Source organism: Methylicorpusculum oleiharenae (assembly GCF_009828925.2).
In the GTDB taxonomy this organism is placed as follows: domain Bacteria; phylum Pseudomonadota; class Gammaproteobacteria; order Methylococcales; family Methylomonadaceae; genus Methylicorpusculum; species Methylicorpusculum oleiharenae.
This window is the reverse complement of sequence record NZ_WUTY02000001.1, coordinates 4620550-4634430: the sequence shown is the minus strand read 5'-3', so window position 1 is coordinate 4634430 and position 13881 is coordinate 4620550. Positions and strand designations below refer to the sequence as shown.

The 13881-nt window shown below is 45.1% G+C and carries 6 protein-coding genes and 1 pseudogene; 4 read left to right on the top strand and 3 right to left on the bottom strand.

Annotated elements, in window-relative coordinates:
* Positions 1–8 precede the first annotated feature (8 nt).
* The 3 genes from GO003_RS26455 (at position 9) to GO003_RS20585 (ending at position 8885) form a co-directional block, all read left to right on the top strand.
* Positions 9–5330 (top strand): DUF3883 domain-containing protein, encoded by a 5322-nt coding sequence (locus GO003_RS26455; RefSeq protein ID WP_231089116.1) that lies wholly within the window; start codon positions 9–11, stop codon positions 5328–5330.
* Between the two features lie 74 nt (positions 5331–5404).
* Positions 5405–6888, top strand: a protein-coding gene (locus tag GO003_RS20590; protein ID WP_407942127.1) for an IS3 family transposase whose coding sequence is annotated in 2 segments (ribosomal slippage) — positions 5405–5816 and positions 5816–6888 — 1485 coding nt in all. Because the reading frame shifts where the segments join, the coding sequence is not laid out codon by codon here.
* Positions 6889–7169: 281 nt separating this feature from the next.
* A complete protein-coding gene (locus GO003_RS20585; RefSeq protein WP_231089115.1) occupies positions 7170–8885 on the top strand; it encodes an AAA family ATPase in 1716 nt (571 codons plus the stop codon).
* 143 nt (positions 8886–9028) lie between these two features.
* On the opposite strand, the gene GO003_RS20580 is transcribed toward GO003_RS20585, so the two are convergent.
* A complete protein-coding gene (locus tag GO003_RS20580) occupies positions 9029–10336 on the bottom strand; it encodes a tyrosine-type recombinase/integrase (RefSeq protein ID WP_159658605.1) in 1308 nt (435 codons plus the stop codon).
* 386 nt (positions 10337–10722) lie between these two features.
* Between GO003_RS20580 and GO003_RS20575 the strand changes: the two genes are divergently transcribed.
* Positions 10723–11391: a hypothetical protein gene (locus GO003_RS20575; protein ID WP_159658606.1), complete on the top strand. Its 669-nt coding sequence runs from the start codon at positions 10723–10725 to the stop codon at positions 11389–11391.
* Positions 11392–12046: 655 nt separating this feature from the next.
* Here the strand turns inward: GO003_RS20575 and GO003_RS20570 are convergent.
* Positions 12047–12720 (bottom strand): annotated as a pseudogene (locus GO003_RS20570) (transposase); the annotation flags it as partial.
* 89 nt (positions 12721–12809) lie between these two features.
* Entirely contained in the window at positions 12810–13769 is a 960-nt protein-coding gene (locus GO003_RS20565; RefSeq protein ID WP_231089114.1) for an ISAs1 family transposase, read from the bottom strand.
* Positions 13770–13881 lie beyond the last annotated feature (112 nt).

Sequence of the window (13881 nt, the reverse complement as noted above, 5' to 3'; positions counted from 1 at the left end):
TTAAGACAGTGAATATAAATCATAGCCCTCCAGAAATTGATTTCGATCAAATTGAACGTATCACTGATCGCCTTCGAGATTTAGTAAGAAATTACCCAAAGGGTTTAGGTCTTTTTAAAGAGTTTCTGCAAAATGCAGACGACGCCGGCGCATCGAAATTGCGGATCATCTATGATCACCGCCTGCATAAAGGTGCTTTGGAAAATACAGCAATGGCGGTCGCTTTAACGCCTTCTCTGCTATTTTTCAACGATCAAATATTCACCGATGCCGATTTTCAGCGAATACAAAACATAGGGAATGGTGGAAAAGTCAGCGATTCGAATCGTACTGGCCGGTTCGGTCTTGGATTCAATACTTGTTACAGTGTTTCTGATCATCCTAGCCTGTTAACTGCCGATAAAATCGCCTGGTTCGATCCTCATCAGCGTATATTCCCAAAGGGAAAAAATGCTCGCGCTTGGTCAGTTCCTGTCGCACAAGAATATTTCCCAAATTGGCTAGAAACCTTTGCTCCGGCGGGATTAAAACCCGGCGAGGGGTATTTGTCTGGAACGGCTTTTCGGCTTCCTTTACGTACAAGCGGGGATGCTGTTATTAGCGAGATTTGTGATGAACCTTTTACCTACGAAGATTTCATCTCAATTTTGGAAGAACTCAACCAAATAGGTCCGCCATTAATTATTTTCTTACGGTCAGTTAATACACTTGAAGTCTTGGAGATAGGCGAGGATGGCTCTGAGCAGCTTAAATACCAACTGTCTACCGTAAACGAGTCAGAGATTGAACAAAGTCGTTCTATTCTCAGAAATATAGTGGATGGAAGGCCTGAGGATTTGCTCAAAAAATGGTTGGCATCAGACGAAGAGTTACCAGTTGTTCAATACAATCATTCGTTTTCTTTGTTGGGTATTGACCGCATAGCACATCATGAAACGTGGGCTGTTACCTCTGGATTATTTCGCGGCCCAAACGATCAGTTGTTGGAGGACGCCCTTAAAGTTTGCAGGCATCGGGAAAAAGCTATTCCATGGGCAGGGGCGGCAACGATGCTGAGTGGAACCAGAGCAAATGCAGTTTCCGGTGGTTTAGCGTGTTTTCTCCCATTGCCTGAAAAAGTCGATTGGCCGATTTGGTTGCATGGCTGGTTTGATCTGAGCTCCAATCGGCGGGGTATAACTCGATCTGCGGAAGTAGGCGGGTCAAACCATGACCGTTATGAATGGAACAAATCATTAACGGAACATGCAGTTGCTAAAGCATGGGCGATGTTGATGGTTCAGGTAGCTGGGGATGAAAAGCATAATGTTGAGCCGTATAAGCTTTGGCCAACAGAAGAACTTCCAGACGACATAAATCAAGCGCTTATTCTGGGATTTTATCGGGTCGCCGCTACATTGCCTCTAATTAGAGGGTTTAATTCTGACGGCTATCATTGGTATGGACTAAACGATGGTGTGCTCGATTTGTCGCAATCGTGGCACAGTCAACTAATAGAGCCATTTATAGCGGAGGGTTGGTCAATCTGTATTCCCCCTTTGAATGACTTTGTAAAACAAGGTTTTGATGAAGCAGACCAATCAATATCAAGTTTAACACCTGCATTGTTACGTGACTATTTATTAGACGTTGACAGTGCGTTGGGCAATGCCTGCGAGCTGGACGAAGCTCCAAAGCAAATGCTCAGAAATAGAAAGTGGATTTACTCGTTAGCGAAATTTTGTTCAGGTGGAAATTTTAATTCTTTAGCCAACTTACCCCTTGCAATACTCAGTGATGGCTTGCTGCATACATACACTGCCTGCGGAACTATTTTTATAGATGACGGAAACGAACAAATTCGACTATTGCTGCAGGCACTTCCAGAACGATTGTTTGATGCTGAATATGAAGCTGCCATTAGCATTTCAAAAGCCTTTGAAAAAATTAATGTTGTTACATTTGATCTTGGTAACTTTCTAGGCTGGGTTCCGGAAATATTAGCAAAGGGAAATCCAGACAACTCATGGCTATGCACATTTTTTGATTATCTTGAACGGCAAAATCCAGAAATTATTAAGGTTTATGCCGATAAAATTAAAGTATTGAAAGTAGTTCCCGATCAGTTCGGGAGTTTTCGGGAAATGGGATTAATTGAGACGCCGCTTATAACACATAAAATTGAGGATAAGCGTCTACTCGATGCTTTGACTACCCTTAAAATCCCATTGCTTGAAGGCTCATCTGAGCTAATACAAATAATTGATCGATTTTCTTCAAAGAATAAGGGATTTGTCTGGCAGCTAACGCCTGACGACATAGCTTACAATCTCAAAGATCATGCCGAGAACGAAACTTTTGACGATAGTGCTTTAGACGACAGAGAGAATGTGCTGTTTCCCTTACTAGACTTTCTCGCATCAGATAGAAACTGGATAAAATCTGATGACAGTCGCCTCCCTTTTCTACGGCAATTAAGATTTTTGCCTACTACCAGTGGTCAAAGGATAAATGCCGAAGAACCCAATGCTTACATACCGGGTTCATTCCATCCGCCAACAGGTTTTGAAGGAGAATATCAGCTTTTAGATACTGGGGAGAATGATCAATGGCGTTTGATATTCTCAAACCTTGGCATGAATATTCTTAATGGGAGCACGTTTGTTGAAAAAGCCTTATTGCCGACTTTTTCATCGAATATCACTAATGAAAAACGCCATAGTCTGCTTGTTTGGCTTCGTGACGAATATCAGCTTATTGCCAGAGACCTAGAACAAACCGATCGTGAACGACTTCATCAGTTGATTCGTAACTCCCCGATTTTGCCTATTAGCGGTGGAGGCAACGGCGCGCCATCTAAAGTTTATCGCCCTAATGCGAGTGAACCCAAAAAACTTTTCGGTAATCGCGTTCGAATTCCTGACAAACAGTTTTTTTCATCCGATCAAGATCTGTGGAATAAGTTTTTTGACGATTTTAGACTTCCTTGGAAGCCATTAGCATCTGATTTGCTCAATGAAATACGAACTTTAGTCGACATATCCCATGAACAAGGTGTTGCGGCGATTCGTACACCACTTAAAAACCTGATAGCTCATATCAGCGATAACTGGGGGGAACTAGCCAATATAAATTGTAATGAAAACAAAACGTTTGCTGGAACGCTAGCAGAAATTGATTGGTTACCCGCTGTACCTGCCGAATTTGCCAAATATGCTGCTTATTATTCAGGCTTGCAGGACTCGCTTTGGAGGCCAGATCAAATAGTACCCTCTCGGCTTGGAAATATTGCGTCATCTAAATATCCAGTATTAGACAGCCAGGAATTTAAAGAAGAAATGGCGGAAGCATTAGGACTTAAAACTGATGTAACAATTGTTGACGTAATGGAGCATTTTGCCATAGTCCGGAATTTACCAAATCCGACTACAGAAGCTGAACTTGATATGATCCGCCGTTGTGCTTTTGATGTATATAGATTTATTGGTCGGCAGTCTCATATTCCTTGGGCGTTAAATAAAGCAAACTCAGTGGCCGTATCAGAACTATCACAACAGCTCTGTATTCTTATAGCTGATAAATGGTGGCTACCCTCCCGATGTTTTTTTCAATTACCCTTTGCGACAACTTGGGCCGCTTCTTTAAAGGATGAATTTCCCAATAATGATCAAGTACTGCGACTTGGCTTGGAACGTTTAGGTGTTCGTCAAACTCCTGAACTTGATGATTGGCGCCAAATGTTGATCGATTTAGCTGAAGCCGCTGATTATAGCGTTTTGAATTTAGATGCTCTAAATCAGGCGCGACGTGTAATTAGACAGTTGCGTTCTGCGCCACCGGAATGGCTTGAAAGAAACGATGTTTTAGTACCTCTTGAATCAGGAAAACTGCATTATGCCTCTTTATCTTTAATTCCGGACGATTCGAGATTGAAGAAGGTCGATTGCAAAACCGCCTTACCATTGATTGAGGACAATAATGATGCAATTGATGTTGGCCGTTATTCTGGAGCACGATCCCTCCATGCTGAACTTCAGGATAGGTTGGCGGTATCACCACAACTTATCGAAAATCAGGATTTTGCAAAGAAAATTCAATATCGGATTAGATCTCGAGAGTTTCGGGAATGTCTAATAAGAATCGCATATGAAGAAGCTTTAGCAAAAAATGATGCCAATCCAATGGAGGTTGTAAATAACCCCATATTTGATAGCCCCAAAAAACTTGAAATTCGTATTACATCAACCATTCAAATAGAAAGTGTTATCGACTTAGCAGGGGAGGAAATTGTTGCTTTCGAAATTTCTGATGCCTCAAGTTTTTTGGAGAATGAAACTAATTATTCTAGGCTGTGGCTAAAAGATCGTAAATCTCGCCGCCGAATGCTGGATGAATTAGTCAGAACTATTTGTGAGCTTTGCCAGCTTTCTGATCAACTACGATTAAGTCGAATTCTTGAAAAACAGTCTGAGGACATGTCCAGAGTTTTGGACGAAGACGAAGTAGCAATTATTCCAACCGGCCAATCACTGGATTTAGGCGACAATGAATTTGAACCAGATGATTCCCATGAATTTAACGAAGCATCATACGAAAAAGTTACGACTTCGGTAGATCAAAATATTCAGCATGATAATAGTGAAGTCCAGAATATTTTTGTTGGCGAAAGTTATGGTTCTGGGATGGAAGACGTGGTCGAAAATGAGCCCGAGCCAGTTCCGGTTCTGCATCGCCAGTCCCTGCCACAATTTAGTCGTGGCGCTTATAGAAAATTCAGAGCAAAGTTTCGATCTACAAACTCAAGTGCCCGTGGCGGGGCTTCGGACTTTTCCGGACAGAAATCCTCTGACCAAAACTCCCCGTCAATTGAACCAGGACATGGCAGCAGCACCTCTTGGGTGGAGGGGGGAAACAAGGATTCGAGTAAGTCCAATCAAGCCCGCCTTCGCAGTTATGTGCATGAAAAAGAGCAAAGGGATTATGATACGGAATCAACTGAATCCGAAGCTAAAGATATTGGTGACGCAGGTGAATCTTTCGTAATGAATTGGGAAATGAAAGCCGGTCGTACTCCCAAGAAAATGCCTATAAATAACGAAGGCTACGATATCGTATCTGAAAGCCCAGAAGGACTTCGTTATATAGAAGTTAAGAGTATCGATGGTGCTTGGGGGGCAAGAGGTGTAGGTGTTACCCGTGCTCAATACGATACAGCAATTAAATTTGGTTCAAATTGGTGGCTTTATATTGTTGAACACGCTAGAGATGGCGGTCGGTCAGTTGTGACTCCAATCCAAAATCCCTTCCACCAAGCGACGGAATTTAGATTTGACCCCCCTGTGCCAATATGACCTGAGACACCTACCCCTCGGAAATTAGAGTATAAAGGTAGGCCAGAATCATGAGCAAATCGAAAGCAGAGACCATGGAATCACCACAAGTAACTGCGCCGGAGGTCGCGTTGGAAGACGCCCGTAGGGCGGCTGAAAACGCGACCTCCGGCGCGCGGCCCGACCCAGAGGTGGTTGCCACCGCCCAGCGCCGACAATTTACCAGCAGCGACAAGCGCCGCATCCTGGAGGCCGCTGATCGCTGTACCCAGCTGGGTGAGATTGGCGCTTTATTGCGCAAAGAAGGGATTTATTCCTCCCATCTGTCCACTTGGCGTAGGCAGCGTGCTGCCGATGAGCGCGCCGCGTTGGCGCCGCAAAAACGCGGGCGCAAGGCCGACCCTGCGCAGGCCGAGGATCGTCGTGTGCACCAACTTACCCAGGAAAATGAGCGTCTGCGCCGCAGACTGGCTCAGGCCAATGCCATTATTGAGGTCCAAAAAAAACTTTGCGTCTTGTTCGGTCTGCCGACGGACGAGACGCCGAGCGAGTCCTGCTGATGCAAGCCCTTAACCAGTTGGCCCCGGAGGTCGGCCTGGCGTCGGCTTGCGCGGCCCTGAATTCGAACCGCAGTTCGGTCTATCGCGAGGATGCCCGCCGGCGCCTCTTGGTGCCTGTGCCGGTAACGCGGGTGCCTCGTCCGTCCGTCCCGTTGGCTTTCTCGACCAGTGAGCGCCAGCAACTGCTGGCGGTGCTTAACAGCGAACGCTTCGCCGATTGCTCGCCGTATTTTGTCTATGCCACCCTGCTGGACGAGGGGCGCTACATCGGCTCGGTGCGCACCTTGTACCGCGCCCTGGAGGCGGACGGCCTGTCGGCGGAGCGCAGGCGCCAACGGCTGCACCCGGTCTATACCAAGCCGGAACTCCTGGCCACCGCGCCCAATCAAGTCTGGAGCTGGGATATCACGAAACTCAAAGGCCCGGCCAAATGGACCTGTTTCCACCTGTATGTGATCCTGGATATTTATAGCCGCTATGTGGTCGGTTGGATGGTCGCTCCGCGGGAAACCGCCGAACTGGCCGAGCAGCTCATCGCCGAAACAGTGGCCAAGCACAACATCACGCCGCATACGCTGACGCTGCATGCCGACCGCGGTTCCAGCATGCGCAGCAAGCCGGTGGCCGCCTTGCTGGTCGATCTGGAGGTCGCCAAGACCCATAGCCGGCCTTATGTCTCAGATGACAATCCCTATTCCGAGGCCCAGTTCAAAACCCTGAAATATCGGCCTGATTTCCCCGTCCGCTTCGGATGCCTTGAAGATGCCCGCAGCCATTGCCAACGCTTCTTCCAGTGGTACAACCAGTCCCATTGCCACTCGGGCATCGGTTACATGACCCCGGCCACCGTCCACTTCGACCAAGCGGCTGCGGTATACCAAGCCCGCGCCAAAACCCTGGAGACGGCTTTCCTTGCCAACCCAAAGCGATTCAAAGGACAGTGCCCCTTGCCGCCCCGCTTGCCCAACGCCGTTTGGATCAATCCGCCTAATAACACAAAGGAGAAACTTGACCCATAAATAAACAACAGTTAGACACTAAATAAAACAACTTGGTGTCTCAATGTCATTGACACATTCCGGACGCAGGTTGGAGAGATTTTCATTTTGATCCCCATCGTGTATTACAAGCCCAACCGAACGGCAAACCGGAAGTTGGCGCACAGTATGAGCGGGATAATTCAATTGTTACGATTTTAGAAGCTTTCCAGCGCGGCTTATTATGGAAAGTCAAAATTAAATTAGCAGATGACTCGACTACTACAGTCCCCTGGAACCCAAACTGGCGGAGATTATAATCAATGGCTCGAATGATTCCCGAACTTAATGAGTCAGCCTTAAATTTGGTACCTTCTGCGGCAGAATGTTCAGTTTATTGTTCACTTCGAGATGGCCTTAAGAGCGATGTACTTGTCTTGCATTCTCTAGAATTAGTTGTTAATTCCGCAAATGATGGCCCCAAAGACGCGGAAGCTGATTTCGTTATTTTTGATCCAAACCGAGGGATTTTGGTCATTGAGGTTAAAGGCGGCGGGGTCAAATTTGATGCTAATGATCGCCAGTGGTGGTCGATAGATCGTTATAAAAATCTGCATTCGATTAAAGATCCTTTTCGCCAAGCAAAAAACGCTAAACATGAAATTCTTAGAAATCTCAAAGCTGAAAAAGGATGGGGCGCAACCGGAATGCCGCGCATAACGATAGGGCATGCAGCAGTATTTCCTGATCTGCCTGATATTAGTGCACTAATTTCTCCTGACAGACCGATTGAAATAATCGGTAGCCGGGCTGTCCTCAATGATACATCTGATTGGGTAAGCAAAGTATTTGAGTTCTGGAGCAAAGGGAGCTATCAAGCACAACCTTTGGGACAGAGGGGAATGCGGATTATCGAGTCTCTTTATTGTCACAGCATCAGAGTTGACGTGCCGTTAGCACTAACCATTGATCAAGAGTTCCGACGCCAAATTGAACTAACTGAGCGTCAGGCAAGAGTTTTGCGTAGTTTTCGTTATAGAAAGCGGGCTGCTGTTTCCGGCGGTGCTGGAACCGGGAAAACTCTCCTTGCCTTACAGCATGCAAAATTACTGGCTTCACAAGGTATAAAAACACTTCTTGTCTGCTATAACAGAGCGCTTGCTGATTTTCTGAAACGGGAAACACAAGGTCTGGAAAATTTGCATGCCTTATCCTTTCATCAACTGTGTGATTGGCGAATCAAAGTTACAGGCCAATATTTGCTTGAAGAAGCCAAACAAGCTTATCCGGGAAGTTCATTATTTGATCTACAAATGCCCTATGCGCTTTCCAGATCGACCGAGCTGGACAAATTTCGATACCAGGCAATCGTAGTAGATGAAGGACAAGACTTTGGCGACGAATATTGGCTGCCGATTGAATTGTTACTGGACGATGAGGAAGATGCTTATCTTTATATATTTTTTGACCCTAACCAAGCCGTCTATCGGAATGCATCAACATTTCCTATTCAGGACCCGCCATTATTGCTAATTGAAAACTGCCGCAATACCAAAAATATACACGAGTTAGCTTATCAGTATTATATTGGCGATGAAGTTGATCCACCGGATATCGAAGGGGCTCCCCACGAGATATTAGAAGCCAGTGGATTGAATAATCAAGCAAAGCTTATCAAAGATAAAGTCTCTGAATTAATCACAAAAGAGCAAGTGGCTCTTCATGACGTGGTTGTTTTGGTTCTGGCCAACCAAAAGGATCATTATTATCAGGCATTGCAAGTTGCCGGTTGTCCAAGCGGCAGCAATTGGAGCTTTGAGTCCCTTTGGCAACCCAAAACTATCTTAGTTGATACGGTGAAACGATTTAAAGGACTTGAGAGCGCTATCGTTTTGTTTTGGATTGGAGATCAGATAGATATAGAAGCCAACAAGGAACTGATATACGTAGCACTGTCGCGAGCAAGATCAAGACTTTTTCTAGTGGGCGATATAGTGAAAACTTCACAGTTAGCCAGAAAACACGGATGTTCCCGGTGACGAACTGCCCATTAATGCGTATGTGATAAACCCCATTATCACCGAAAGGTCTAATTTTCTTATACCACTCGGCCAATTAAAACTAAAGGTTTCGGTATTGGTGGGTTAAGGCGGTGTATTCGATCAAGGTAAATAGAATTTAATTATGGGGTAAGAATGGTTTCTAACCAGCGTGTCCATTGTTCGATGCCTAATCGCTTTTCTTTTAAGTAATCATAACGGTCATAATGGATGGAGCCAATGTCTTGAAAAGCGTGCCCCTGAATTTTGTTTCTCACTTCAAGGCCAATTCCGATGCTGCCTGCCAACGTTTTCCAGGTTCTGCGTAAATCTCTGGGGGCAAATTTGGGAAAGCATTCCCGTTTGCTTTTTCCCTGTGGCGAACAGAACCGGGAAACCGCTTGCGATAACGAGTCACTGGTGCGAGGTTGGGACGCATCCAGGTGATGAGGGAATAAAAATCGACTGGTGCCGGAATACTGCTTAATTTCATCCAATAAGTGGAAGTGGAACTCAGTTAAAGGCACTAAATGGGGCTCTTTGCTTTTATTTTTGCCTCTGTTTTTCCTTCGTTCAGCAGGGATAGTCCATAATAATTCTTGTTGATCAAATTCAGCCCACGCTGCACAAAGCACTTCCTCAACCCGCTGGCCTGTTGCAATCAACAGTTTGATCGCAAGCGCCATATCGGGGCTCATGGCAGCCACTCCGATTAGACTCCAGAGTTTTTTTACGTCTTCTTTATTAAGATGATGATTCGCGACTCGATTTTCACCCGGTGCTTTTTTAGTATCAATAACCGGATTGATACTGATGTTGAAATCAGGAAGTTCTTTGTTTTTTTTCCAGCGAGGTGAAGCTTTGCAGTGCTGGCCAAAGGTAAATGCTGCTCTAAGATAGGCTCGTGTCCGGTTGGCAAGGGTTGGGGCGCCTCTATTTTCTATCGTGGCAATAATATCAATAATGTGTTCGGAGGAGACCTCGCAGCATTTAAGATGACCAATACAGGGGCCAATATCCCTGCCATAAATCGATTTAACTTGTTTGACTGCGCGTTTGAGATCCATTTCCAGGTCAAGCAAATAAAATTTAAATAACTCCGCGACCGTTCCGTGTTTATTTTGTTTTTCTTGCTCTGTAAGTGCGTCAAGTTTCAATTGTTCCGCATAAGAGATCGGGTCTAAGCCTTTATCCAGTATCTGGCGAGACTGTCGAGCGGCTTCTCGTCCTTCTTTCAAAGACATAGCCGGGTATGTTCCTAATTTGATAAAACGCCTTGTGCCGGATTCAGGGCTGGTGTACGAAAGCACAAAAGTTTTAAGGCCGCTGGGTAAAATTTGGAGCATAAAGCCTTTTAAAGCAGGGTCGGAAGAATTATCCCTTAATCTGATGGTATTTGAGCCGGCCTTGGCATTTTTGATTAATCTGTCTGTTAAGCCGGTCTTGATCATGAGGAATGCCTGCGTCTAAATCATAAAATTTCATTTGAAGTTTATGAAAAAACTATAGCATAAAATGTCGCTTTTAATGTCGCTTTGTGCTTGAGATTTTGTGAGTTTAAATGAGATGAACTGATACGTAAATGTATATTAATTATATGATAAATATAGAGATATTAGATTAACTGACACTTTATGATACGATTAGTTTTGTGACTGTTAATCACTAGGTCGGCGGTTCGAGCCCGTCCGGGGGAGCCAATCAAAACAAGGACTTACATGGAAATGTAGGTCCTTTTTTTTGCCCAAAATTCTTATAGTCTCCCGGTGGGGGAATCGGCTCGGCAAAAACGACACGACCTGATATGAACTAACTTTGCATCATCATTCAATAGCTCATGGCCAATTTTACCTTTACTCCAGCCGATTATCCTGAGATGCGTCATCGAGGGATGGATTTGAACAGCACGATTTTTAGAAAGTTCACGAAGGACGACATTAAAACCTGCGCTAAGCATTTGGGGATTTGGCAGCAAAAGGCCTTGATGGTTCAAAATGAAACCGAAATGGACTTGTTTACCGATTACGCGATTTACGCTTATCGTCCACACGGCTTCAATATGGCGGAGAAATTCTTGCGCCTATTCAGCAAAGAAGTCGACGAATATGAATTGGAATTGCTGCGTCGCATGAGCCATGCGCAATATGCGATTTATCAGGTGGAAGAAACGAACGGTAACGATTCCTTAAAAGTTGTGGATGTGTTCAGCAAGGTGATTTACCGGCTTGTCGATTATCAATTGGCTAAAACCGCTCATCAGGGAATGATTCTGGCTGGGTATCTGATCGATTTTGATGGCTTTTGGATTCAAACAGGTGGAACCGTTTTACTCAGCAAAGAAATCCTCCAAGCGGAGCAGTTCAAACGGATAATTGACCGGATTGATGATAATGAGTTGAGTCATTTTCTGAGCAAGCCTGCAAACGGAGCTAAGCTGGCAAAAGCGATCTTTTCTGCGACTTTCGAACTGGATAAAACCTCCAATTTTGAACATAGGTCGATTTAAAAAGACAAATTCAGTTCAAAATAGACACTTGATCGGTGTCCGTGGGATCCAAATAAAGCAAGGGCTTACGTTAGCGCGTAGGCCCTTTTTTATTGACAGAATTTCTGATGGTCATCGGGCATAATATCCCTTCAAAAGCATTCCGCAAAGCGTGACGGGTGCAACGACAGCTGCTTTATCTACGGGTGTTGCGATTGCTACCATTGTTTCCTTATCAACGACGACTCTATCGGCAGGAGGAGTACTTGGTTTTTGGGGGTGACAACGACAGTTATAAGTTGACCGGTCGCATTAACAGGGGGTGCGATTGTGTTGGGCTTGAGCGGTTTTGGCATCAGTAAGGCGGCCAGGCTCAAATTCAATGCCGAAAAGCGCTTCAAAGACAAATAGAGTGTCTGTTTTTTTACATCACATACTTTATTCCAATAAAAAATATTTAAATATATCTTTATATCCCTGAAATACTTGAAAATAATTTTATGGCGCAGAATATGCGTAACAAATGAATGTACTTAGGAATAATGAAAAAAATCAGGCTATTTCTAGTATTTTGTCTTGCGTTCCTAATATCTACATTACGGACTTCTGCGTTTTCCTCTTGACTGACAGCACTTGAATAGATACCACCCAGTCAGTATTTCTATAGTTGTAGGACTTACGCATTGACGGAAGCCTGAAATTGTGGGTTCAAATATTCCTTGCCGACCATGAAGTGGGTGACGAAGGTGGCGACCACATCCTGATACAACGCTTTTTGCCATTGGTAAGCATTCAGAATAATGTCTGTAAACTGCAGCTTCTGCAGATGAATATAGCCACATAAAGCGGCAAAGATATGATTGAGTATCGGTACTTTGCCTCGCACCTGAAATTTTCGATGTTGCAAACCTGCTTGATCATGCGGTGGTATTGCTCAATCAGCCAATGCTGATCGTGCAGCTTCTGAAACTCGGCTTGCTTGAAAGCTTCATAAGCCTCAGCCTCTGGCAGGAACACCACGTAATGGCGCAGTTGGTCTTTTAACCGCGTCCGAAACAGCTTCACGTTATCAAAATCGCGTAACCAGACCCGCATCCCGTCGTCGGGGATATCCAGTTTTTGCACCTGGACCCAGGTGCCTTTTTCCGTGGAGACCCGGCGGTTGCTTTCCACCGCAAACATAAACCCCATCCGGTGGTTTTTTACCGTCTTGAGGTTGTCCACACAGGCATACCAACTATCCCCGGTCATAAATTTCGGTTGTAATCCCCAGGCCAACACCTCGGCTAACATGTCGAGAAAATAATCATTTTTGGTTTTTCCTTCAGCCTTGTCGAAGACCCGGTAGTCAGGGCAAACGCATTAAAAATTATCCGCAAACAACACCTTGCTACGAAAGTCGCCATCCCAAGCGGCCACTTTGCGTTTTTTAGCAAGGCTTAGTTTTGAAGGCTCTTTTGGAACAGATTCAAAACGAGATGTCGGATACTCGTCATAATACTTGGAGCGTTTCCCTTGCGAATCCGGCTGGCACCTTCTCGAAGCACGACATCCATACGCCAATGCAGGATATTCTCAATCCCCCAGTGTCCCCGCGCCGCATAGGCAAATGTTTTAGCAACAGGCGGAATAGAGTTGATGAAAAAACGCTTTTCCTTAAACTGTTTACCGGCTTCTTCGTATTCTCTTTCAACCATGCCGATAGTCCGTAAACCTGCCCAGGATTCTGTTTTCGGCAGTGTGCGCAAATCGTCGGTGATCCAGTAGCGGCGAGTTTCCAAGCGCCCGTGGCCGTGCTCCACTTCCTCCTCATAATCATATTTTATTGGTTTAAAACCAGCCGCTTGAGCCGTTGTGAAATAATTCTCGACGGCTTCATGCAGGCTGCCTTGATTACCTTTCAGGCCCAACACATAATCGCCACCGATCGGTTTGGCAATGTCCCGTTGACAGCCCATTGCGTCAATGCTCACGATGCAGCCTTTTGGCTCCAGTAATGCCAACAGTTTGGGGATGGCGGTAATTTCGTTCGACTTCTCATTTGTCGCTTCCTGGCCTAAAACCACTCGGTTTGAAGCGCTCCATGCACTCACCCTATGCAACGGGTTTTTGCTGTTTTTACGATCTCGCAATCCCCTCGCCGTTTTGCCATCCACACTGATCAGCTCACCCTCTGTTTGGGTGTTCACGCTTTGTGTCCAACTGATAAAGCACTCTTGGAAAGCTTTAGGTGATAACCTTGATATGACATACCCCATACAGTCATGAGAGGGTATACCGTTTTTTAATGGAACAAAACGCCTGAGCCAATCTAATTGGTTATGACCGAAATCGGCTATATCTTCCCAGCCTTCAGCACCACTGATCACGGCACATACGGTTAAAACTATGATGTCCATTAACTCATGCAGCTTATTACGGTTTATTCGAGGGTCGGGTAATTTCGAAAAATACTCTACAAAACAGGGGTCATATACTTTTATTGCAAAAAGTATTGCTTTAACCTCGTAA